Annotated in this window: 18 protein-coding genes and 2 tRNA genes; 7 read left to right on the plus strand and 13 right to left on the minus strand. The window is 53.7% G+C overall.

Annotated elements, in window-relative coordinates:
* Positions 1 to 12 precede the first annotated feature (12 nt).
* Positions 13 to 1326, plus strand: a complete 1314-nt coding sequence (locus DDT52_RS06385) for an MFS transporter (RefSeq protein ID WP_136155624.1) — start codon at positions 13 to 15, stop codon at positions 1324 to 1326.
* A gap of 125 nt (positions 1327 to 1451) precedes the next feature.
* Here DDT52_RS06385 and argA read toward each other — a convergent pair whose 3' ends face one another.
* The gene (gene argA, locus DDT52_RS06390) at positions 1452 to 2780 is read right to left on the minus strand and encodes an amino-acid N-acetyltransferase (RefSeq protein ID WP_136155625.1); all 1329 of its coding nucleotides are present in this window, start codon (positions 2778 to 2780) and stop codon (positions 1452 to 1454) included.
* Between the two features lie 419 nt (positions 2781 to 3199).
* Between argA and amiC the strand changes: the two genes are divergently transcribed.
* Positions 3200 to 4441, plus strand: a complete 1242-nt coding sequence (gene amiC, locus DDT52_RS06395) for an N-acetylmuramoyl-L-alanine amidase AmiC (protein WP_136155626.1) — start codon at positions 3200 to 3202, stop codon at positions 4439 to 4441.
* A gap of 148 nt (positions 4442 to 4589) precedes the next feature.
* Here amiC and DDT52_RS06400 read toward each other — a convergent pair.
* Positions 4590 to 4666: transfer RNA gene (locus tag DDT52_RS06400), tRNA-Met, on the minus strand.
* A gap of 48 nt (positions 4667 to 4714) precedes the next feature.
* A tRNA-Met gene (locus DDT52_RS06405) sits at positions 4715 to 4791 on the minus strand.
* Positions 4792 to 5262: 471 nt separating this feature from the next.
* Between DDT52_RS06405 and mltA the strand changes: the two genes are divergently transcribed.
* Positions 5263 to 6510, plus strand: a complete 1248-nt coding sequence (mltA, locus tag DDT52_RS06410) for a murein transglycosylase A (RefSeq protein WP_136155830.1) — start codon at positions 5263 to 5265, stop codon at positions 6508 to 6510.
* Positions 6511 to 6623: 113 nt separating this feature from the next.
* Here the strand turns inward: mltA and DDT52_RS06415 are convergent, their stop codons facing one another.
* The 8 genes from DDT52_RS06415 to DDT52_RS06450 all read right to left on the minus strand — a co-directional run bounded on the left by DDT52_RS06415 (position 6624) and on the right by DDT52_RS06450 (position 15640).
* On the minus strand, positions 6624 to 7541 hold the full coding sequence (locus DDT52_RS06415) for a 4-hydroxy-tetrahydrodipicolinate synthase family protein (protein ID WP_136155627.1): 918 nt from the start codon (positions 7539 to 7541) through the stop codon (positions 6624 to 6626).
* 43 nt (positions 7542 to 7584) lie between these two features.
* The gene (locus DDT52_RS06420) at positions 7585 to 8271 is read right to left on the minus strand and encodes a TetR/AcrR family transcriptional regulator (protein ID WP_136155628.1); all 687 of its coding nucleotides are present in this window, start codon (positions 8269 to 8271) and stop codon (positions 7585 to 7587) included.
* 71 nt (positions 8272 to 8342) lie between these two features.
* Complete coding sequence (locus tag DDT52_RS06425; RefSeq protein ID WP_136155831.1) at positions 8343 to 9563, minus strand: M20 aminoacylase family protein; 1221 nt, start codon at positions 9561 to 9563, stop codon at positions 8343 to 8345.
* Positions 9564 to 9589: 26 nt separating this feature from the next.
* Positions 9590 to 10369, minus strand: coding sequence for an SDR family oxidoreductase (locus DDT52_RS06430; RefSeq protein WP_136155629.1), 780 nt, complete (start codon positions 10367 to 10369; stop codon positions 9590 to 9592).
* Positions 10370 to 10373: 4 nt separating this feature from the next.
* Positions 10374 to 12110 carry an ABC transporter ATP-binding protein gene (locus DDT52_RS06435; protein WP_136155630.1) on the minus strand — a complete coding sequence of 579 codons (1737 nt, stop codon included), beginning with the start codon at positions 12108 to 12110 and terminating at the stop codon, positions 10374 to 10376.
* A complete protein-coding gene (locus DDT52_RS06440; RefSeq protein ID WP_136155631.1) occupies positions 12107 to 13018 on the minus strand; it encodes an ABC transporter permease in 912 nt (303 codons plus the stop codon). Before DDT52_RS06440 ends, DDT52_RS06435 begins: the two co-directional genes overlap by 4 nt.
* A gap of 1 nt (position 13019) precedes the next feature.
* A complete protein-coding gene (locus DDT52_RS06445; RefSeq protein WP_136155632.1) occupies positions 13020 to 14006 on the minus strand; it encodes an ABC transporter permease in 987 nt (328 codons plus the stop codon).
* 47 nt (positions 14007 to 14053) lie between these two features.
* Positions 14054 to 15640 (minus strand): ABC transporter substrate-binding protein, encoded by a 1587-nt coding sequence (locus DDT52_RS06450; protein ID WP_136155633.1) that lies wholly within the window; start codon positions 15638 to 15640, stop codon positions 14054 to 14056.
* Between the two features lie 454 nt (positions 15641 to 16094).
* Here DDT52_RS06450 and DDT52_RS06455 point away from each other — a divergent pair, with 454 nt between their 5' ends.
* Both DDT52_RS06455 and tcdA read left to right on the plus strand, forming a co-directional pair.
* Positions 16095 to 18353 (plus strand): molybdopterin-dependent oxidoreductase, encoded by a 2259-nt coding sequence (locus tag DDT52_RS06455; protein ID WP_136155634.1) that lies wholly within the window; start codon positions 16095 to 16097, stop codon positions 18351 to 18353.
* Positions 18354 to 18399: 46 nt separating this feature from the next.
* The gene (gene tcdA / locus DDT52_RS06460; RefSeq protein WP_136155635.1) at positions 18400 to 19218 is read left to right on the plus strand and encodes a tRNA cyclic N6-threonylcarbamoyladenosine(37) synthase TcdA; all 819 of its coding nucleotides are present in this window, start codon (positions 18400 to 18402) and stop codon (positions 19216 to 19218) included.
* An 11-nt stretch (positions 19219 to 19229) separates the two neighbouring features.
* On the opposite strand, the gene csdE is transcribed toward tcdA, so the two are convergent.
* Complete coding sequence (csdE, locus tag DDT52_RS06465) at positions 19230 to 19685, minus strand: cysteine desulfurase sulfur acceptor subunit CsdE (protein ID WP_136155636.1); 456 nt, start codon at positions 19683 to 19685, stop codon at positions 19230 to 19232.
* A gap of 8 nt (positions 19686 to 19693) precedes the next feature.
* Positions 19694 to 20899: a cysteine desulfurase CsdA gene (gene csdA, locus DDT52_RS06470; protein ID WP_136155637.1), complete on the minus strand. Its 1206-nt coding sequence runs from the start codon at positions 20897 to 20899 to the stop codon at positions 19694 to 19696.
* A 184-nt stretch (positions 20900 to 21083) separates the two neighbouring features.
* Between csdA and DDT52_RS06475 the strand changes: the two genes are divergently transcribed.
* Together DDT52_RS06475 and DDT52_RS06480 are read left to right on the plus strand one after the other, a co-directional pair.
* A complete protein-coding gene (locus DDT52_RS06475) occupies positions 21084 to 21305 on the plus strand; it encodes a YgdI/YgdR family lipoprotein (protein WP_109052784.1) in 222 nt (73 codons plus the stop codon).
* A 369-nt stretch (positions 21306 to 21674) separates the two neighbouring features.
* Entirely contained in the window at positions 21675 to 22598 is a 924-nt protein-coding gene (locus DDT52_RS06480) for a transcriptional regulator GcvA (protein ID WP_136155638.1), read from the plus strand.
* Positions 22599 to 22641: the final 43 nt, after the last annotated feature.

The following is a 22641-nucleotide window of genomic DNA, read 5'->3' on the forward strand; positions in this document are numbered from 1 at the left end:
GAGTTGTCTGCCATGAATACATTAAAAAAACGCACCAATGTTCGATATACGATATTAATTTTCCTTTTTTTAGCAACGGTTTTTAATTATGCAGATCGTGCGACACTTTCGGTTGTCGCACCTTTCATGAGTAAAGAATTAGGCTTCGATCCAGAGGTGATGGGGTTTGCTTTTTCTGCCTTTGGTATTTCCTACGTCATTATGCAAATTCCCGGAGGATTATTACTCGATAGATTTGGTTCACGACTGGTATATGGCTTTGCTTTGATTGCCTGGTCTATTGTCACGATGTTTCAGGGGACGATTTATCTGTTTACCTCCCCTCTCGTTGCGCTGGTTGTTCTGCGTTTGTTAATGGGCGCGATAGAGGCACCTGCGTTTCCGGCCAACAGCCGTCTCAGCGTTCAGTGGTTCCCGGATAAGGAACGAGGGTTCGTGACCTCGGTTTATCAGGCGGCCCAATATATTTCCCTGGGGATTGTTACGCCATTAATGACGGTGATTTTACATAATTTAAGCTGGCATTATGTGTTTTATTATATCGGCGCAATTGGTGTTGTTTTGGGAATATTCTGGTTTATCTATGTTCAGGAGCCGTTTAAACATAAAAAAATTAATCAAGAGGAACTTGACTATATCCATTCTGGCGGCGGGGAACCGACTCTCGGCGTTAATAAGAAGAAAGAGAAAATTACTTTTTCACAAATTAAACTTGTCTGCGTTAACCGAATGATGATTGGTGTTTATATCGGCCAGTTTTGCGTTACGTCTATCACCTGGTTCTTTCTCACCTGGTTTCCAACTTATTTATATCAGGCGAAAGGGATGTCAATATTGAAAGTCGGCTTGGTCGCTTCCATTCCCGCTATCGCCGGATTCATCGGGGGATTAATCGGCGGAATATTTTCTGATTATCTGTTACGACGCGGCTATAGCCTGACAATATCGCGCAAACTTCCGATTATCTGCGGCATGTTGCTGTCATGCACCATTATTACCGCTAACTATACCAGTTCAGAAGTGGTGGTTATTGGCGCGATGAGTCTGGCGTTTTTTGCCAAAGGATTTGGCAATCTGGGATGGTGCGTATTAAGCGACACCTCTCCCAAAGAAGTGTTGGGCATCGCGGGCGGCGTTTTTAACATGTGCGGTAATATGGCCAGCATCATTACGCCTCTGGTTATCGGCTTTATTTTATCCTCCACTCAATCGTTCGATTACGCCATTTTATACGTGGGTTCGATGGGGGGAATCGGTCTTATTGCTTACTTGTTTATTGTCGGGCCGTTGGAGCGAATCAAAATAGCTGCCGTGCCGGCGCAATAACTTCAGGTGATTGGTGTCCCTGTGACACATGCTGTTCCGTGGATTTGAACTCCTCCGGAACAGCAATTTTTTACTGCGGGTTGATGCGCGGCCATCACGTATCGTCGCCAGGTGGCCGGTAAGTCTCAGGCCAGATCCAGCACCAGAATTTTTGACCGACGCTGGTAGTTGTACAGGGCCTGCTTTTTCTTCGGCAGCATTTCCACTTCGGCGGGTAAAAAACCGCGTTCCTGGAACCAGTGAATGCTGTGGGTCGTCAGAACAAACAGTTTGCTCAGCCCTTGCTGGCGCGCCTGAGACGCAATCCGCTGCAACAGCATGTCACCGCGTGAAGAACTGCGATAGTCAGGATGCACCGCGACGCAGGCCATTTCGCCGATGCTCTCTTCCGGGAAAGGATAGAGCGCCGCGCAGGCGATGGTCAGGTTATCGCGCACCACCACGGTAAACTTGTCGATTTCCATTTCCAGCTGTTCACGCGAGCGTCTGACCAGAATACCCTGCTGTTCCAGCGGACGAATCAGTTCCAGAATCCCGCCAATATCGTTAATCGTTGCCCGCCGCACCTGTTCGGCGCTTTCCATCACGATTTGCGTACCAATACCGTCACGGGAGAACAGCTCTTGCAGTAAAGCGCCGTCGTCCTGATAGCTAATCAGATGGCTGCGGCGCACGCCGCTACGGCAGGCTTTAACCGCGCCGCGCAAAAATCTGACCGTACCGGAGTGGTAATCGCCATCCGCTTCCAGCGCTTCAATCCGCCGCTGGGCATCATCCGGGAACAGTTCGGAAATAATATTGCCTTCTTCGTTGATCACGCCCTGGGAAGAGCAGAAACCAATCATTTTTTCGGCTTTGAGCTTGATCGCCAACTGAGTGGCGACTTCTTCAGAGGTCAGGTTGAAGCTTTCACCCGTAACGGAAACCGCGACCGGCCCCAGCAGGACAATCGCGCCGCTATTTAACTGGCGGTGCAATGCTTCTTCATCAATTCGGCGGATGCGTCCACTGTGGCAGTAATCCACGCCATCATCAACGCCAAGAGGCTGGGCAATGATGAAATTGCCGCTGACGACATTGATGTGCGCGCCCTGTAGCGGCGTATTATTCAAACTCATGGACAGCCTTGCGGTGATGTCCAATTGCAGCATCCCTGCGGCCTGCTTAACCAGTTCCAGCGTGACGCTGTCTGTGATGCGGGTATTTTTGTGATAGCGAGGTTCGTAGTGATGCGTTGTCAGATTGGCATCGATCTGCGGACGGGCGCCATAAACCACGACCAGCTTGATTCCCAGACTATGCAATAGCCCGATATCATTGACGATGTTGGCGAAGTTTTCATGCTCGATGGCTTCTCCACCCAGCATGATGACAAACGTTTTGCCGCGATGGGCATTGATATAAGGAACTGAATGGCGAAAGCCTTGAACCAGTTCTGTACTACGTTCCTTCACTGCGAGCCCTCTTTTGAATTTTTATTCGTAATTTTTGTATTTTTATTCTTTATGAGGCAAAAGGCAAGGGCTAAGTAACGGGGCGGGAACCTGTGCGATAAATTCAGCATTCATCCCGTTTATTCCGTCATTCTTTCTGCCGTGGGGACTGAACAATCGGATTTTTCAACGTATTCAAACCGATACCTTATTCACGGTTTGGTCATGCGGTAACTGACCATATTTTCGCCGGTTCAGTTAAGGCTATAGCCAGAAAGTGTCAGGGGAAGCGCGCGCTTTCGGTTTGAAAGCGATAAAGATATAAAGCATAAACATGATTTTTGCATGACAGCGCAGGGGAGATTCGTTAAAGTTTTTGACAATTTTCTTATTTTTGTTTTCAGCTTTTGCCAATGGCACCGTAATCAGACCGGAGTTGCATGTCTTATTCGAATCACAATCTGACTCGGCGGCGCTTGCTACAAAGCGCGGCAGCAACCTGGCTGTTAAGTGTGAGCGGCGTCGGGCTGGCAGCGACAGCGCAGGTTATTGCCGTGCGCGTCTGGCCTTCCTCTTCTTATACCCGCGTCACGCTGGAATCGAATCTTGCGCTGAAATACAAACAGTTCACTCTCAGCAATCCGGATCGGATTGTCGTGGATATTGAGAATATCCATCTGAATAGCGTGTTGAAGAATATCTCCGGCCAGTTCCAGCAAAACGATCCGCTGATTAAAGCCGCCCGTATTGGTCAGTTTGATAAAAATACGGTGCGGCTGGTGCTGGAATTAAAGCAAGGCGCCAGCACCAAGCTGTTTACGCTGAATCCGGTGGCGGAATTCAAGCATCGCCTGGTTGTCGATCTTTATCCGGATATCGGCAGGTATGACAACGAAGACGATCCGCTATTGGCGCTGCTGGAAGACTATAACAAAGGTGAACTGGAACGTACGTTGCCCGCGGAAGCGCCGAAAGCGGGGAGGGCGGGGCGCGATCGCCCGTTGGTCATCATGCTGGATCCCGGTCACGGCGGCGAGGACCCCGGTGCGATTGGTAAAAACAAGACGCGTGAGAAAGATATCGTGTTGCAGATCGCCCGGCGCCTGCGTACTTTGATCGATCGTGAATCCAATATGAAAGCGTATATGACCCGTAATGAAGATGTGTTTATTCCATTACGGGTGCGGGTGGCGAAAGCGCGCAAGCAGCGGGCCGATCTGTTTATCTCGATTCACGCGGACGCGTTTACCAATCGCGCGGCCAGAGGTTCATCGGTATTCGCACTTTCCAAGAAAGGGGCAACCAGCACGGCCGCCAGCTTTCTGGCGCAGACGCAGAACGAATCGGATTTGATTGGCGGGGTCAGCATGAGCGGCGATCGTTATCTCGACCATACCATGTTTGATCTGGTGCAGACGGTCACGATTAGCGATAGCCTGAAATTCGGTAAAGAAATTCTGACGCGGCTGAGTAAGGTGAACCGTTTGCATAAAAACAGTGTCGATCAGGCCGGCTTTGCAGTATTAAAAGCGCCGGATATTCCTTCTGTTCTGGTGGAAACCGCATTTATCAGCAATCTTGAAGAAGAACGAAAGTTACGCACCAGCCATTTTCAGCAACAGATTGCGGAGTCTATTCTGGCCGGGATCAAAGCCTATTTTGCCAGTCAGTCGGCACGATAAGCGAAAGCGCGGGAGTATGCGGTTATCCGTCAGGAATCGATGGGGATTGTTGCAAAGCGTAGTGATGCGATAAAGGGGATGGATACGGGAAGGGGTGTTCCAGAAAGCAAAAAACACCCGTCAGGGTGTTTATTCTATGATAATCAATTGGTTGCGGGGGCCGGATTTGAACCGACGACCTTCGGGTTATGAGCCCGACGAGCTACCAGGCTGCTCCACCCCGCGTCCGTCTTGATATCTTGTTTTCTCTGATGGTCAACACACATCAGTAATTGGTTGCGGGGGCCGGATTTGAACCGACGACCTTCGGGTTATGAGCCCGACGAGCTACCAGGCTGCTCCACCCCGCGTCCGTGGAAGCGCACTATACTCTGCATGAACTTCGATGCAACCTATTTCTGTAAAAAATACGGGATCGCCGGTTCAGGTGCTGAATTTACCGCCTGATAGTCTGTTTTTTAAACGTAATATGCTGGGTTTTATGCTGTGGTCTTGCTGACAGCGACTGTTCGGGCCGTTGTTTATGCAATGTTATAAACCGCTTTTGCGATTTGAGGTTGATGATAAAGTACGCTGAGCGGCGATAATGGGTAGATCGTAAAGACGCTGCAAGTACGTCCCTGTAAGCTCGGGCCGCGCCATTCCTGGCGCGGACGCTTTACTCTTCTATCCCATCATCACCGTTCTGATGCTGTGAACCGGTTTTTCAGCAGTCGTAAACCGCTTTCGCGATTTTTTGGAGAGGCGCGTTTCTTTATCTATAGGCGTTTGTTATCGTTCGGCGGTGGGTCTACATGATGTCAAAAGAGAGCGCAATGAAGATGAAAGGATGTTGGGGAAAATATGTGCTGACTGGCCTGGTGATTGCCATTCTGGCGGGGTGTCAGTCCAGACCGACCGATCGGGGACAGCAGTATAAAGACGGACACCTTAATCAGCCGCTGGAACTGGTGAATGAGCCTAATGCAACGGGGAAACCTGTCAATGCGCGCGATTTTGTCACGCAGGTTTCGGAAATCAGGGCTGCTTCTCCGAGTCTCTATACCCGCAACACCAACACCTTTCAGGCGATCGAAAACTGGATGATGTCTGGCGCCGATACGCGCGAACTGAGCAAGTTCGGCTTGAGCGCCTGGCAAATGGAAGGGGTGGATAACTTCGGCAACGTTCAATTCACTGGCTATTACACACCCGTACTGCAAGCCCGCTATACCCGCCAGGGAGAATTCCGCTATCCGCTCTACGCCATGCCGTCACGCGGTAAGACGAACCGTCGTCTGCCGGATCGCGCTTCTATTTATTCCGGCGCATTAGATGACCGTCTGATTTTGGCCTGGAGCAATTCGCTGGTGGATAATTTCATGATGGAAGTGCAGGGCAGCGCCTACATTGATTTTGGTGACGGTCGCCCGCTCACGTTCTTTGGTTATGCCGGTAAAAACGGCCATGCCTACCGCAGTATCGGCAAGGTGCTGATCGATCGTGGCGAAGTTGCCCGTGAAGATATGTCCATGCAGGCTATTCGCCAATGGGCGGAACAGCACAGCGAATATGAAGTTCGTGAACTGCTGGAGCAAAATCCGTCTTTTGTGTTCTTTAAACCGATGATGTCTGCGCCAGTCAAAGGCGCCAGTGCCGTCCCGCTGGTGGCGAAAGCCTCCGTTGCCTCTGACCGTTCGCTCATTCCGGCGGGGACGGCCCTGCTGGCTGAAGTGCCGCTTTTGGATAATGAAGGAAAGTTTACGGGTAAGTATGAAATGCGCCTGATGATTGCGCTGGATGTCGGAGGGGCGATTAAAGGCCAGCACTTCGATATCTATCAGGGCATTGGTCATGAGGCCGGACATGCTGCTGGCTTCTATAACCACTATGGCCGGGTATGGGTACTGAAAACAACGCCGGAAGCGTTTTCAACGCCGTTTACGACGGCCAGCAAGGGTGACGGGCAGGAATTGCCTGTCATAAAAAATAACCCGAGCGACGGGACATTGTTCAATTCGGCGCAAAATAGCCCTGCGGTGAATGTCAGCAATTCAGGATCGTTATTGGTCAGTAATCCGCAAAATTGATTATGTTCTTTTATTGCGTCTCAAAGGAAATCGGGCAGCGCTGCTCTTTGAGCCGTGAATCTGAGCCGTCTGAATACCAGACGGCTTTTTCATGGGTTCAAATAAAACGGGAATTAGCTTTTAAAACCGTATTTGCTGCTCAAGCCTAATTCGTTAACGAGGCGAACGCCGGTCTGCAAGGCTTCACCCTGTAAATCCCGCAGCGGCCGGCGCAGACTGCCGGCGGGTAAACCAACGGCCTTCATCAGGGATTTCACCGCGATGGGGTTGATCGCTGAGTAGGTGTAGTGCAACAGGGGCAGCAAATGCTGGTAGGCTTTGCGAAAGCGCTCGGCATCATCGCCGTTTTTCCACGGACGAGAAATCTCCGCCAGCTCTGCCGGGGCAATATTACCCGTCATATTCGCGGTCCCATGACCGCCTAATGACATGGTCGGTATCACCAGGCCCAGGTTGGGTGAATCGCAGCACATTACTGAAACGTCCGGATTACCCGCCAGCACCTGCGCGACCTGTCCGACCCGGGTGGTGGACTCTTTATGAATAACATAGTTGGGATGCTTGAAAATACGCAGCAGGGAAGTCCAGTGCAGATCGGTTTTCACCCGTGGCGGGTTGTTATAAATCCCCAACGGTAAGTCGGTGGCGTCGGCGATTTCCAGAAAATAGTTTTCGATGTCGCTTTCGCTGGCGCAAATGTAAGCGGGCGCGGCGATAATGGCGCCGTCTGCGCCGTTATCCCTGGCAAAGCGGACATAGTCAATGGTGGTATCGGTGTTATTGCCGGTGCAACCATAAAACAGCTTCATCTTATTGGTGTTGTACTGTGCGGTACGGCGGATGATCTCTTTTCTCTCCTCTACGGAAAGCATGGAGACTTCCCCGGTGGATCCCATGATCAAAACGGCGGCCGTACCGTTGTCTTCCTGGAATTTTAATAACGCTTCAAATGCACCGAAGTCGACGCTGCCATCTTCATTGAATGGGGTAATCAGGGCAACAAACGACCCTTCAATTTTTTCTCTGCTCATGTCTCGTTCCTGTCGGTTTAGTCATGCTACGGGTAAATAAAAATCAGGACTGAAGCGGCCTGGCGATAAAACCAGCCTCAACAAAACGTAATAAGTGCGCCAGAACGCGATCGTCATCGCTGTTGTCGCACAGCCCTTTGGATAACAGCGCCAAACGGCCGGAACGCGGATCGGCATCGGTCAGAACGTGCATGGCGGCGCCGCGGGTAAATTCATAACGCCAGATAATGTCTGCCCGGGATAATTCAGGCAGTGTGCGGGAAAAGGCATCGATAAAGCGGTGAGCCACCTGATCAAACTGGGCGGAAAGCAGGGCGGTCACCCCCAGACCCGGCGTGGCGCGCAGATGTTGCAGCAGGCGCACCACAATGCGTCCGCCGTCGGGGGTGCGGGCCGTTTTGACCAACGGACGCAATAGCGCATCCAGCAACGCGGCGACGGGAGGCGTATCGCCGTGATAGGTCTGCTCAACCTTATCCAGCAGGCGCGTTCTTTCTTCATTCAATGGCCCCAGAACCGCGTCCAGAACGGCGCTCAGCAACCCATCTTTGGAGCCGAAGTAATAATTCACCGATGCCAGATTGACGTTGGTTGCTTCGGTGATTTCGCGAATTGTGGTCAGTTCACTGCCTTTGCAGGCAAAAAGCGTGATCGCTTCACGCAGGATGCGTTGTTTGATGTCTGCTTCTTTTTCTTTGTTTTGCGCTGTGGTTTTCAGTAAGGCCACCATGATTCATCCTTTTTGTGTTACGCATGACGGCGAAAGCAAAACCGCCGTGCTTTGATATAGCCGCGTGGTGATTAAACCGGCCGCATTTCCTGATAGACCAGCGTTGCCCAATAGCGGATCCCTAATGGGATCAACGCGTCATTAAAATCGTAATGCGGGGTGTGCAGATGGCGCACTTCCTCGTCATTTTTGCCGCTATTCCCCAGCATCATGAAAGCGCCGGGGCGCTGTTCCAGCATGAAGGAAAAATCCTCTGCGCCTAACAGCGGCGTCATTGCCGTTTCAACCTGCTCAATGCCCACAACCTGCACGGCGGCGTTAATCGCCTGTTGGGTGACATGGGCATCGTTAATCAACGGCGGATATTGATGTTCATAGGTCACCTCCGCCGTGGCGTTAAAGCCCTGAGCGGCATGTTGAGCCAGTTCACGCAGACGCGTTTCCAGTAGCTGACGAATAGCGGGTGAGTAACTTCGCCCGGTTCCTTTCACGATGACCCGATCGGGAATAACGTTAGGCGCATTGATGCTTCCCGCCTGAATATGACCGATGCTGAGCACCGCCGCTTCCATCGCCGGAACGTTGCGGCTGATGATGGTTTGCAGACCAAGCATAAATTGCGCAGCGGGCAGCGTGGGATCGATCGATAAGTGGGCGCCAGAGCCGCCATGTCCGCCAGTCCCGTGAAAAATGACCTGCCAGGTGTCGCTGGCACCCAGCATCGGCCCGCTGCGAATGGAGAATTTGCCTGCGGTAATGCCGGGTTTATTGTGCAAACCAAACAGCCGGTTGCAGGGGAAACGCGTCAGCAGGCCGTCGTTCAGCATGGCAAGCCCGCCGCCTAACCCTTCTTCCGCTGGCTGGAAAATAAAATGTACCGCACCGGTAAAATCCGGGTGCTGTGACAGATAGCGCGCAGCGCCGAGCAACATCGTGGTGTGACCGTCGTGGCCGCAGGCATGCATTTTCCCGGCATGCGTCGAAGCGTAAGGCAGATCGGTTTTCTCGCTGATGTACAACGCATCCATATCTGCCCGCAGGCCAATACGGTCTTCACCGGGATAACGGCCGTGCAGCGTGGCGACGACGCCGGTTCCCCCGATACCGGTTGTGACGGCAAGCCCCCACGCCGTCAGTTTTTCGGCCACCAACCGGGCGGTGGCGAACTCTTCAAAGCCAATCTCCGGGTGTTGATGAATGTGATGACGAATGGCAATCAGCTCCGGTAAAAAGTCCTGAATAGCCGATTCCATTGCCTGTTGATCAACAGGAGGGAAAATTGACGCGGTCATCATGCGTTTCCTGTATTCGATATCATTTAAAACGTGCCGGGATAGCTGCCGCCATCGATCAGCAGGTTTTGGCCGGTAATATAACCGGCCTGCGCGGCGCACAGAAAAGCGCAGACGGCGCCGAACTCTTCCGGCCGACCGTAGCGTTTCGCCGTATTGGCGGCGGCCCGTTCACGCTGAATAGCGGTGAAATCCCGCCCCGTTTGCTCAGACAGCGACTGAATGTGTTGCCATTGTCCTTCGGTGTCAAAAATTCCCGGCAGGATGTTATTAATAGTCACGTTGTGCTCAACGACCGTCCGGGATAGCCCGGCGACAAACCCGGTCAGTCCGGATCGCGCGCTGTTGGACAGGCCCAGTTCAAGCTGGGGGATCTTCACGCTGCGCGAGGTAATATTGACGATGCGGCCAAATTTGCGTGCGCTCATGCCATCGACCACCAGACGAATCATTTCGATCGGGCCGAGCATCATGCTGTCGAGGGCGGCGATCCAATGTTCGCGCTGCCATTCGCGGAAGTCTCCCGGCGTCGGGCCGCTGGCGTTGTTAATCAAAATGTCGGGTTGAGGACAGGACGCCAGTGCGGCGGCGCGTCCGGCTACCGTGGTGATATCGGCGACGACAGCCGCCGGACGATGGCCGGTTTGCCGGTAAATATCCTGCTGTGCGTTTTGTAATACCGCTTCGGTGCGCGCCAGCAGCGTGACATCGACGCCTTCTCGCGCCAGCTGTAAGGCCGCGGCTTTACCCAGCCCCCGATTGGCTCCCCAGACCAGCGCTTTTTTCCCCTGAATACCCAGATCCATACGGTTAAACCTCCTGAATAATTTGCTGGTTTACGGGCGTGACGGCGCTGATGTTCGTCTGCCGTTGGCGCAGCAGCGTTTCCCGTTGTCCACCGGGCACGGCATCAATCAGCCTACGGGTATAAGGGTGCTGCGGCTGATGCCAGATGCTGTGGTGATCGCCGCTTTCCACGCAGCGTCCGTTTTGCATGACCATGACCCGATCGGCGATATAACGCACCACGGCGAGATCGTGGGAGATGAACAGCAGCGACAGCCCCATTTCATTTTTCAACTCAACCAGCAGGTTAAGGATTTGCGCCTGAATGGAGACATCGAGTGCGGAAACCGGCTCATCGCAAATCACCAGTGAAGGACGCACCACCAGCGAACGGGCGATGCCAATACGCTGGCGTTGTCCGCCGGAGAATTCGTGAGGGTAGCGATTCAGGCTGCTTTGCGGCAGCCCGACGCGATCAATGATGCTGCCGATCGCCTGCTGCCGCTGCGAGCGATTGCCAATGCCATGCACAATTAACGGCGTCTCAAGAATGTGCTGAATGCTGTGACGCGGGTTCAGCGAGGCGTAAGGGTCCTGAAAGATCATCTGCACCCGCTGACGCAGCGCCTTCAGCCGTGACTCTTTGAGTGAGGTTATGTCCTGTCCGTCAAAAATGATCTGCCCTTGAGAGGGCGACAACAGACGCAGAATGGTTTTTGACAGGGTGGATTTTCCGCAGCCGGATTCGCCAACCAGCCCCAGGGTTTCTCCCGGCAGTATATCCAGTGAGACGTCGTTAACGGCGGTGACCTTGCCCTGTGTCGTCTGATATTCGGTGTGAATATTTTTTAACGACAGCAGCGGTCGCTGACCGGCTTCACTGTCGCGGTGGGTTAGCGGCGGCGGGGTGAGCAGCGTAAATCGTGATTCTTCAGCCGCATGGTCGTGATGAATTTCCGCCAGCCGGCTGGTGCGGTAATGTATGTCCTGATCCATATGCAGGGAGGTTGCCAGCAGCCCGCGGGTGTAATTGTGAGCCGGCGATCGGAACAGATGGGCGGTCGGCGCCTCTTCCACTTTTTGCCCGGCATACATCACCGCGACGCGATCGGCCCACTGCGCCACCAGCCCAAGATCGTGGGTGATCAGCAGCAGACTCATGGATAACTCATGCCGCAGGTTATCCAGCAGTTCCAGAATCTGGGCCTGAATGGTGACGTCCAGCGCGGTGGTCGGTTCATCGGCAATCAACAGGCGCGGCTGACAGGCAACCGCCATGGCGATCATTACCCGCTGGCGCTGACCGCCTGACAGATTGTGCGGGTAGTCATCAACGCGGCGTGCGGGTTCCGGGATTTTGACCAGATCCAGCAGGTCGATAGCTCTGGCTCGGGCCGCCGCTGGGGACAGTTCTTCATGCAGCCGCAGCGTTTCGATAATCTGCTGCCTGATGGATAACACCGGGTTGAGCGACGTCATCGGCTCCTGAAAAATCATCGACAGCGCATTACCGCGTAGCTGGCGCATCTGACGATCCGGCAAGGTGAGCAGGTCTTTTCCATCGAACAGGATACGTCCGCTGATTTCCCCCGGCTCAGCGACCAGCCGCATCATCGAGAGCGCGGTAGCGGATTTTCCGCAGCCGGATTCACCGACCAGCGCCAGCGTTTCGCCGGCATTGATGGTGAGATTCAGCCCGCGGACGGCCTGATGGCCGGGAAATGTGACGCGCAAATCCTGAATATCCAATAGTGGGTTCATGCGCTTCTCCCCCGTAAGCGTGGATTCAGGGCATCGTTCAGGGCGTCGCCCACCAGATTCAGCGACAGTACGGTCAATACCAGTGCGGTGCCGGGGAGCGCGGTCAGAAACCAGGCGGTACGCAGCGATTCCCGGCCTGCGCCGATCATACTGCCCCAGCTCACGCGGTTCGGATCGCCAAAGCCCAGAAACGACAAAGCGGACTCAATCAGAATGGCCGATGCCACCATGACCGAGGTGGTGACGATAATGGACGGTAAGGCATTGGGCAGCATTTCCTGAAAAATGATGCGCACGCTGGAAAACCCCTGACTGCGCGCGGCCAGTACAAAGTCGCTTTCGCGCAGCGAACGGAATTCGGCGCGCACCAGACGGGCGATCGTCGGCCACGAGGCAATCCCGATCGCCAGCGAAATCAGCGAGACGGAAGGCGAGCCGATGGCGACCAGCACCACGACCAGCAGGAAGGTGGGAAAAGTCTGGAACAGTTCGGTAATGTGAACCAGTATGTCGTCCACCCGGCCGCCAAAATAACCGGCCAGCGCGCCAACGACGGTGCCAATCAGCAGACTGACAACCACTGCCGAAAAACCAATCTGCAATGAAACCTGTGAACCGTGGACAATACCGGCGGCGACATCACGCCCCAGAGAATCGGTGCCCAGTGGAAATTCGGGATCCTCACCCGGCCACAAAAAAGGCTGGGCGACCATATCCAACGGATCGCCGGGATACAAAAAAGGGGCGAGTGCCGCCATCAGAAAAACCGCGGTGAGTAAAAACAAACCCGCCATTCCCGCCGGATTGCGGATAAATGCGCGCACTTCCGGCGGCAGGCGAAATGGCGTTTTCAACGAATGGAGCGCCGCCTTCTTATGGGTGAGATTATCGGGAGCAAGGTTATTCATATCAGCGAGCCTTAATTCGGGGATCGAGCCAGGATTGCAGTAAATCCACCAGCACGTTAGCCAGAATGACCAGAAACGCGGAGAGCAGCAGGACGCCGAGCAACACGTTGAAATCACGCGCCATGACCGCTTCCAGCGCCAGACGGCCCAGCCCCGGCCAGCTAAAGACCGTTTCGACCACGGCGGCGCCGCCCAACAGATTGCCAAAGTGCATGCCGGCGACGGTGGTGATCGGTAACAGCGCGCAGCGCAGAATGTGCCTGACGGTGACCATCAGTGGCGATAAGCCTTTGGCATGCGCGGTACGGACAAAATCCTGTTGGGCGATTTCCAGCATGGCCGCGCGGGTCAGGCGCGCATAAATCGCAATGAAAAAGCTGCTCAGCGCCAGCACCGGGAGAATCGCGTGCTGCACCATATCTTTGACATGCGCCCAGCCAGTCAGATTTGCGCCGATGGTGACATTCCCCCCGCTCGGCAGCCAGTCGAGGTGAACGGAAAACAGGATCAGCGTCATCAGGCCGATCCAGAATCCGGGAGTGGAGTAGAGCAGCAACGCCAGTAAGGAAAGAAGGCGATCGGGCCATTTCCCTGCCCAGACGGCCATTACGGCGCCCAGTAGAATCCCGATAATAATAGCGACGACCTGCGACAGCAGCATCAGGAACAGCGTACCGGGCAGGCGGGACATAATCAGATCCATGACCGGGGCGTTGTAACGCGGTGAAAAACCGAGGCTGAACTGCGCCAGATTGCTCAGATAAACGTACAGCTGTTGCAAAATGGGTTGATCGAGACCGAACTGGGCGCGCAGGTGCGCCATGGTGGCTTCGGTTGCACTGCCTGACTCGCCTGCCAGTACGTCAACCGCATCTCCCGGCACCAGTTGCAGCAGGAAAAATACCAGCACGATGATACCAACCGCCGTGGGCAGTGCATGGAGCAGGGTGCGTCGCAATGCGCGTCCGATTCGTTCTAATGTATTCATCGCATACCTTCATGAGGAAACCCCTGCCGAACAGGGGTAACGCCGTATTACTGATCAAGCCACACGTCAGCCAGGCTGCCGTTGACGCCCTGAATATCGGTCAGGTGGTTATGCACGCGTTTGTTGTAGATCGTCAGGCGTTTAATCTGGAGCAGGTTCAGATCGGGGATGTCGTTTGCGATGATGCGTTGGAACTGTTTGTACCCTTCCACACGCTTCGCCGGATCGGTTTCCACCGAGGCTTGCTCCAGCAGACGATCGACTTCCGGGTTGCTGTAATGCGATCCGTTGCCGAAGGGGACGCCGGGCTTAAAGGTTTTCGACCAGTACAGACGCTGTACGCCGACCGCGGGATCGAACAGGTTGGAAATCGAGCCGTTGTTGAAATCAAAGTCGCGATCGGTGTAAACGCGCTTAACGAAGGTGGCAAAGTCCTGAGAACGGATGGTCACATCAATACCGACTTTGGCCAGTGAAGACTTAAGATATTCGGCCACGCGTTTAAAGCCGTCGCCATACGGCATGTAGTCATGTGTCAGCTTGAAGCGGATACCGTTTGCCTGACGCGGGAAGCCGGCTTCATCCAGCAGCTTGTTGGCCGTAGCGATATTGAAGTCATAAGGCGACGGCGTACTGTCATGGAATTGCGCCAGTTCAGGGGTAATCGACGTCGGTGAATTCACCGCATAGCCGTACCACACCACGTTTTTCAGCACCTCGCGGTTAATACTGTGGGCAATGGCCTGACGGACTTTCAGGTTCTTCAGGTAAATATTATCCAGATTAAATTCGATACGGGTTTGTGTCGGGCCGTAACCGTAACCACCGGTCTCAATCCCCAATTTGCTGTTTTTCTTGATTCGATCAATTTCACTTAATGGCACCGGCGATTCGCTGCCGAGATCTAGCGCGCCCGTTTCAAAGGCAATGGTGCGTGTCGCCGCGTCAGGGATGAATTTCACCACCAGCTTGTCAATATAGGGCTTGGGGCTATCCCAATAATCAGGATTACGTTCATAAATAATATGGCTGCCGCGCACCCACTCTTTAAATACATAAGGGCCGGTTCCGATCGGCGCCGTATTATGCGGATTACTGCGAATATCGGTCCCTTCATATAAATGCTTAGGAATAATGGGGGCTTCATTGGCTGAAAATGCGCTCAGCAGATAAGGCGCAGGCTGTGACAATTCAATAATGGCGGTATAGGGATCGGGCGTTTTCACCGCGGTAACACTGGCAAAAGTGCCTTGCCCGCGTGAGTTATATTGCTTGACGGTCAGAATGGAAAACGCCACATCCGCGGAGGTGAAATCCTGTCCGTCATGCCATTTCACGCCTTTACGCAGGTGGAAAGTATATTGTTTGCTGTCTTGACTGACCGACCACTCCGTCGCCAGCGCCGGCAGCGGATTTAGATTGAAATCATAATTCAGCAACCCTTCAATAACTTTTGAGTTGACCTTGAGGATCGGGCCTGCGGTACTGACCAGCGTGGTCAGTACCGGCGGTTCTGGTTCAACCAGAAAATTCAGGGTTCCGCCGCGCTTGGGGGCCGGTTCTTCAGCCTGGCCTGCCAGACTGAAGAAGGAAGAAGCCAGAATCAGCGCTGACAATAATAGATTTTTTTTCATATTTCCCGTCCGTATACGGAGACGTTGTTCTCCGTTTTTATTTTTTTGAATGACAAACAACGCATTGGCCGAGGGATGGCAGGCCACAAAAAATTGCCGAAACAAACCGTTTCTCTTCAGAGAGGAAGAGAAGCAGGAAATAAATCAGGCAGGGTTAATTCAACATCGGGGCAGTAATGAAATAACGTCATTACCTGTGCTGTATGGCGTAACGATTTTCATGCTGGTTTCCTGGTTTTGAATAATAGTTTTGAATAATCACTGAATAATAAAAATGGATAAGCTTCTGTGTGCTTTTCTGGTTAAACCCTATCCTAACGATCGTTTTAAACGAACGTTTAAATATGGATAAGCAATCTCGGATTATGCATAAGTCATTCACTACTCAGATTATTGGGGAAGAGGCCGATTCGGGGTATTATCCACCCTGCTAACTATTTATTCTGAGGTTGTCATGTCGATTAAGCGTTATCCACACCTTGCTCATTGGGGCGCGTTTACCGCCGTTGTTGAGGATGGGAAATTGATTCGCTGCGAACCCTTTGCGGACGATCCTTCTCCTTCTGCAATGCTCGACTCTATTGTTCCACTGGTCTATTCCGAACGCCGTATTCGCCGTCCTTCGGTGCGTCGTTCATGGCTGCAACAGCGTGAGAACAGCGATCGTTCTCTGCGGGGTAAGGAAGATTTTGTTGAGGTTGACTGGGACGTGGCGCTGGATCTGGTTGCCGCAGAGAACCGTCGCGTTCGCGATCGATATGGCGCCGACGGGCTGTTTGCCGGCTCTTATGGCTGGTCTTCTGCCGGACGTTTCCATCATGCCCGTTCGCAGGTGCGACGCTTTTATTTTTCCGGCGGCGGCGCGGTCGATCAGCAGGGCAACTACAGTTGGGGAGCGGCGCAGTTTTTCCTGCCCTATGTCATCGGTACGTTTCATCCCCTGACCGGTAAAGTGACGGAGTGGCGCAGCGTTGCCGAGCACTGTGAGATTTTCCTCGCCTTCGGCGGTTTGGCGCTGAAAAACGCTCAGGTTGCTTCCGGCGGCGCCGGGCATCATACGCTCAAACCCGCGCTGGAAAAGCTGGTGGAAAAAGGCATCCCGGTGATTAACGTCAGCCCGATGCGCGATGATTGCCCGGCGTTTGTTAACGCCGAATGGATCCCTATTCGCCCAAATACCGATGTGGCGCTGATGCTGGCGCTGGGGTATGAAATCCAGCGGCTGGGCGCGGACGATAAAGCATTTTTACAACGCTACTGCGTGGGCTACGAGCAATTGACGGATTATCTGCTCGGACGCGGGGATGACATTGCCAAAACCCCGGAGTGGGCCAGCGCCATCACCGGTATTCCGGCGGAGCGTATCCGGCGTCTGGCGCGTCAGCTCATCGGCGTGCGCAGCTTTATTACCTGTTCCTATTCCGTTCAGCGTGCGCACCGTGGCGAACAGCCTTACTGGATGATGATTGCGCTCTCCTCCATGCTCGGGCAGGTTGGTTTGCCGGGCGGCGGCTTCTCGTTCGGGCACGGCTCGATGAACAGCGTAGGCAATGAACGTATTGCAACGCCTGCGCCTGCGTCACCCTCCACGCCGAACGCCGGTCGGGCGATCCCCGTCGCGCGCATCGCCGATATGCTGCTCAATCCGGGCGAACCGTACACCTTTCAGGGGGAAACGCACACCTATCCTGATATTCATCTGATCCACTGGGCGGGGGGAAATCCCTTCCATCATCATCAGCAGCTGAACCGGCTGGTGGAAGGCTGGCGCAAGCCGGATACGGTCATCGTTCAGGATATCGTCTGGACGCCCGCGGCGCAGATGGCGGATATCGTGCTGCCGGTGACCACCACGCTGGAGCGTAATGACATCGGCGGGTCGTCCCGCGATCGTTTCATTTTTGCCATGCATCAGGCGATTGCGCCTCAGCATCAGGCTCGTCATGACTTTGATATTTTTAGCGAGTTGGCGGAGCGACTGGGCTATCAGGAGGCGTTCACGCAGAACCGCAATGAGCGGGAATGGCTGGAAACGCTCTATGCTGATTGCCGGGAAAGACAGAAAGAGACTGCGCAATCCTGGCCGTCATTTGATGAATTCTGGCAGCAGGGGCATGTCGAAATCCCGATGGATGAGAAGCCATTCGTGTTCTTTGAAGATTTCCGCCGCGATCCGCAGCGGCACGCGTTGCAAACACCAAGCGGTAAGATAGAGCTGTTCAGTTCTACCATTGCCGGATATGACTATCCGGATTTCGCTCCGCATCCTGAATGGCGTCCGCCGGTTGAATGGCTGGGCGCGTCGGAGACTAAAACATGGCCGCTGCACTTCATTTCTATCCAGCCTTCCGATCGACTGCACAGCCAACTGGCGGCAACGCCGCAGGTAGCGGCTAATAAAACCGCAGATAAGGAGACGCTCTATATGCATCCGCAGGATGCGGCGGCGCGCGAAATCACCGATCGTTCACTGGTGGAGGTCAGAAACGATCGCGGCCGTATTCTGGCGGGCGTGCAGATTACCGACGGTGTGACGCCGGGCGTGGTGATCATGTCCACCGGCGCCTGGTTTGAACCGGGATTTGGGCGTAAAGAATGGCACCCGGTCGAGCAATCGGGAAATGCGAACGTACTGACGCTGGATATCGGCACCTCTTCATTGACTCAGGGGCCGAACGCCATGAGCTGTCTGGTGGATGTGGTGCGGGTTTAGCGCTATCCTGTGACGTTTTTATTTTCCAAGTCAAAGGTTGGTTGTAATGAGTACGCAATTATCCGAAGCCTATTTACAGCGTTTCGGCGGCACTGCGCGGCTATATGGTCAGCAGGCGCTGGCGCTGTTTTCTCAGGCTCACGTCTGCGTGATTGGCATTGGCGGGGTGGGCTCATGGGCCGCGGAAGCCTTGGCCCGCACCGGGATCGGCGCGATCACGCTGATCGATATGGATGATGTGTGTGTCAGCAACACCAACCGGCAGATTCATGCGCTGCGCCAGCATACCGGGCAGGCAAAAACGGAAGTGATGGCGGAACGCATTCTGGCAATTAACCCGGAATGCAAGGTGACCTGCGTGGATGATTTCATCAGCGCCGGGAATGTGGCGGAATTACTCAACCGCAATTTCAGCTATGTCATTGATGCTATTGATAGCGTGCGCCCCAAAGCGGCGCTGTTGTCGTACTGTCGCCGCTATAAAATCCCGGTGGTGACCACCGGCGGCGCGGGCGGGCAAATTGATCCTACGCGCATTGAAGTGGCCGATCTGGCGAAAACGATTCAGGATCCGCTGGCGGCAAAACTGCGTGAACGGTTGAAGCACGACTTCAACGTGGTGAAAAACAGTAAAGGGAAGCTGGGGATTGATTGCGTATTCTCCAGCGAACCACTGGTCTACCCGCAACCTGACGGCTCGGTGTGTGCGTCCCGCAGCACTGCTGAAGGCACGATGCGCATGGACTGCGCTTCTGGTTTTGGCGCTGCAACCATGGTGACGGCAACCTTCGGTTTTGTTGCCGTGTCTCATGCGTTGAAGAAGATGATGGCGAAAATGGTGCGGGAATCGGCACAACGGAAGTAGCGTGGCGTATTTTACTTTCCGGCGGCAACCTGTTCGGTGATAGTTCTGATTCTGGCCGATAGCGCGGCCAGCCCACCAGACCGTGAGGCGCTGAGCTGAGCGCGTAGCCCCAACCGATCGAACAAGGTCAGCGGATCTTCCTGTAATAAAATCTCAGCCGTTTTTCCTTCGACCGAAGTGAGTAAAACGGCCAGTAGCCCACGGACAATACGTCCGTCGCTGTCACCGTAAAAGTGCAGCGTGCCGTCTTCCTGACGTTGATAGCCTAGCCAGACACGATTCTCACAGCCTGACAGCGAAATGGCGTCGTTTTTCAGCGCTTCTGGCAGGGCAGGCAGTTCTTTAGCCAGTAAAATCAACTGCCGGTAACGTTCTTCCCAGGAGCGGCAGGCATCGAAACGTGCTTGTAAATCCGCTACGCGGATTTGGCGTCCGAAAGGATGAAGGGTGTTTGTTATGTCAGTCATGGTGTCCGTTAATCTGCCAGAAGTTCAAAAGCATTGCCCATCGCCGTGATGAGCGATGCGACGTCCTGCTCGTTATTGTATGGCGCAAACGATGCCCGTAGCGTGCCGCTGATCCCCAGTGCGGCCATCAACGGTTGGGCGCAATGATGGCCGGCCCGCAACGCTATGCCGCTTTCCGCCAGCAACGTCACCAGATCGCTATGATGGACGCCTGCGAATTCAAACGACAACACGCTGGAATCGGAACGGCGGAAGCTGCGGAAACCGGGGAACTGCGCCAGTTGTGCCTCCGCCAGACGGGCCAGATTCCGACTGTGTTGTTCCGCCGCTTGCCAATCCAACGGCGATAGCCAGTCCAGGGCCGCGGAAAGCCCAAGTACGCCGGCGATGTGCGGCGTACCGGCTTCAAATCGATGAGGAATGTCCTGCGGCGTAAATCCGTCAAAGGAGACATGGGTCATCATCTTGCCGCCGCCGTGCCAGGGGGGCATCTGTTCCAGCAGCGCGGTTTTCCCGTATAGCACCCCTAACCCCGTCGGCGCATACAGCTTGTGTCCTGAGAATGCATAAAAATCGATATCCAGCGCCTGAACGTCAGGAGGGCTGTGCGCCATACCCTGCGCGCCATCGACCATGACCACCGCGCCATACTGATGAGCAAGCTGAACGGCTTTTGCCAGATCGGGCCGACCGCCAGTGACGTTGGACATTTGTCCCAGCGCCAGCAGTCGGGTTCTTGGCGTCAGTAAATCAGCAAGCTGATCGATATCCGGTAACCAATCCGCGCCGACAGGCAACTTTATCACGCGTGCACCGGTCTGTTCCGCCACCATCAGCCAGGGTATTAAATTAGCGTGGTGTTCCGCTTCGCTGACAATGATTTCGTCACCCGGTTGAAGGCGTGGACGGGCATAGCTTTGGGCAACCAGATTGATGGCTTCCGTGGTGCCTTTCGTCCAGACAATGGCGCGCGGATCTTCCGCATGAAGACGCGTAGCCACCTGTTCCCGCGTATGCTCGAAACGTTGCGTCAGCGCCCGTGCCGCCTGATGCTGGCTGCGGTGAACCGTACTGTTTTCCGTGCTGTAGAAGCGCTGTACAGCGTCAATGACGATTTGGGGTTTCAGGGCGGTTGCTGCGCTGTCCAGATACACGGCGCTATCCCTGAGCGCGGGAAACTGCCGGCGGAACGTTGTGGCGTTAAACGGTGTCATGATCATCCTCTTTTGGGGTGTCAGATCCTGTCCCATTTTGCCGGGGGAAACAAGTTTAGGACTATACCTAGTGCCGCTTTATGGAAAAACGAGGAAATTTTGCTACGCTTTAAAATGTTAATTTTCAGGATTTCCTGACGGATAAAGTTAACCAGAAGACATTTTAATTTACTTGGAGTTAACTATGAAGAATAAAATCTCTATTTTTGCCGCTATTATTATGGCTTTTTCTCTGGCAGCCTGTTCCAGTAATTACGTCATGCATACGAATGACGGACGCACCATCATCGCAGAGGGTAAACCTAAAGTAGATGATGAAACCGGTATGATCAGTTATACCGACGCCTATGGACTTCAACAGCAGATCAACCGTGATAATGTAAGGGAAATGACCAAGGCGGAGTGATTTGACTGACGCGATCATGGCGGTGTACAGATAAAATGTACGCATAAAAAAAGCACCGCATCTGCGGTGCTACATATAAAATCACTATGGACAGACAGGGTAAATTGTACAGGAAGTGAAATAAGGTAGACTCGCTACCGCGTCTGAAAAGGCAGACAATAAATAGCAAACACAACATCACAACCACAAGCCAAAAGCACCTCAGGTCGCCCCTCCGCACTTTTCGTTCCGGCTCAGGAAGTTGCGCTAATATAGGTATTTGCTGGTACATCCTCAACGGACAATTTATAATGTCTCGGATTATAAAAACTAATAGATAAATGCACGTATCAAAAGTGTTGTTTATCGGTAAATAAAAGAATTTTATTCATGTCAAAACGTCTACCTCCGCTCAATTCTTTGCGCGTATTTGATGCCGCGGCTCGCCACCTGAGTTTCACGAAAGCGGCGGAAGAATTGTTCGTTACCCAGGCAGCGGTCAGCCATCAGATGAAGTCGCTCGAGGATTTTCTAGGGCTTAAATTGTTTCGCCGCCGCAATCGCTCTCTACTTCTGACGGAAGAGGGTCAGAGTTACTATCTTGATATTAAAGAAATTTTCTCTTCCCTTAATGAAGCGACCCGGAAATTGCAGTCGCGGAGCGCTAAAGGCGCGTTGACGGTCAGCCTGCTGCCCAGCTTTGCTATTCATTGGCTGGTTCCCCGTTTGTCGAGTTTTAACTCTGAATATCCGGGCATTGATGTACGGATTCAGGCCGTTGATCGGGATGAAGACCGATTATCGGATGATGTGGACGTCGCCATTTTTTATGGCCGTGGCAACTGGCCTGGACTACGGGTGGAAAAATTGTATGCCGAATATCTCCTGCCAGTTTGTTCGCCCGTGTTGTTAACCGGCAATCATCCGTTAAAATCGCCGGACGATCTGGTCGCGCATACCCTGCTGCATGACGCGTCGCGTCGCGACTGGCTAGCTTATACGCGTCAGCTTGGCGTGCAGATTAATGTGCAGCAGGGGCCGATTTTCAGCCATAGTGCGATGGTGCTCCAGGCGGCAATCCACGGACAGGGTGTGGCGCTGGCGAATAACGTGATGGCGCAGACGGAAATTGAAGCCGGACGATTGGTGTGTCCGTTCAACGATGTTTTGGTCAGTAAGAATGCTTTTTATCTGGTATGCCATGACAGTCAGGCGGAACTGGGTAAAATAGCCGCCTTTCGACACTGGATCCTGGCTCGGGCCGCCAGCGAGCAGGAAAAATTTCGTTTCCGCTATGATAACAGTACGCGCTGAGACGCAGAGCGTCGAGTCTCAGATTCACAGATAATTCTATTGG

This window comes from Brenneria roseae subsp. roseae (genome assembly GCF_003115845.1).
In the GTDB taxonomy this organism is placed as follows: Bacteria; Pseudomonadota; Gammaproteobacteria; order Enterobacterales; family Enterobacteriaceae; genus Brenneria; species Brenneria roseae.

What these genes read in the sequence shown, in the direction of transcription:
- DDT52_RS06455 (WP_136155634.1), top strand. Translation starts at nt 16,095, where the DNA reads ATGTCGATTAAGCGTTATCCACACCTTGCTCATTGGGGCGCGTTTACC.
- DDT52_RS06440 (WP_136155631.1), bottom strand. Translation starts at nt 13,018, where the DNA reads ATGAATAACCTTGCTCCCGATAATCTCACCCATAAGAAGGCGGCGCTC.
- csdA (WP_136155637.1), bottom strand. Translation starts at nt 20,899, where the DNA reads ATGACACCGTTTAACGCCACAACGTTCCGCCGGCAGTTTCCCGCGCTC.
- DDT52_RS06385 (WP_136155624.1), top strand. Translation starts at nt 13, where the DNA reads ATGAATACATTAAAAAAACGCACCAATGTTCGATATACGATATTAATT.
- amiC (WP_136155626.1), top strand. Translation starts at nt 3,200, where the DNA reads ATGTCTTATTCGAATCACAATCTGACTCGGCGGCGCTTGCTACAAAGC.
- DDT52_RS06435 (WP_136155630.1), bottom strand. Translation starts at nt 12,110, where the DNA reads ATGAACCCACTATTGGATATTCAGGATTTGCGCGTCACATTTCCCGGC.
- csdE (WP_136155636.1), bottom strand. Translation starts at nt 19,685, where the DNA reads ATGACTGACATAACAAACACCCTTCATCCTTTCGGACGCCAAATCCGC.
- DDT52_RS06420 (WP_136155628.1), bottom strand. Translation starts at nt 8,271, where the DNA reads ATGGTGGCCTTACTGAAAACCACAGCGCAAAACAAAGAAAAAGAAGCA.
- DDT52_RS06445 (WP_136155632.1), bottom strand. Translation starts at nt 14,006, where the DNA reads ATGAATACATTAGAACGAATCGGACGCGCATTGCGACGCACCCTGCTC.
- DDT52_RS06475 (WP_109052784.1), top strand. Translation starts at nt 21,084, where the DNA reads ATGAAGAATAAAATCTCTATTTTTGCCGCTATTATTATGGCTTTTTCT.
- DDT52_RS06450 (WP_136155633.1), bottom strand. Translation starts at nt 15,640, where the DNA reads ATGAAAAAAAATCTATTATTGTCAGCGCTGATTCTGGCTTCTTCCTTC.
- DDT52_RS06480 (WP_136155638.1), top strand. Translation starts at nt 21,675, where the DNA reads ATGTCAAAACGTCTACCTCCGCTCAATTCTTTGCGCGTATTTGATGCC.
- DDT52_RS06425 (WP_136155831.1), bottom strand. Translation starts at nt 9,563, where the DNA reads ATGACCGCGTCAATTTTCCCTCCTGTTGATCAACAGGCAATGGAATCG.
- mltA (WP_136155830.1), top strand. Translation starts at nt 5,263, where the DNA reads ATGAAAGGATGTTGGGGAAAATATGTGCTGACTGGCCTGGTGATTGCC.
- DDT52_RS06415 (WP_136155627.1), bottom strand. Translation starts at nt 7,541, where the DNA reads ATGAGCAGAGAAAAAATTGAAGGGTCGTTTGTTGCCCTGATTACCCCA.
- tcdA (WP_136155635.1), top strand. Translation starts at nt 18,400, where the DNA reads ATGAGTACGCAATTATCCGAAGCCTATTTACAGCGTTTCGGCGGCACT.
- DDT52_RS06430 (WP_136155629.1), bottom strand. Translation starts at nt 10,369, where the DNA reads ATGGATCTGGGTATTCAGGGGAAAAAAGCGCTGGTCTGGGGAGCCAAT.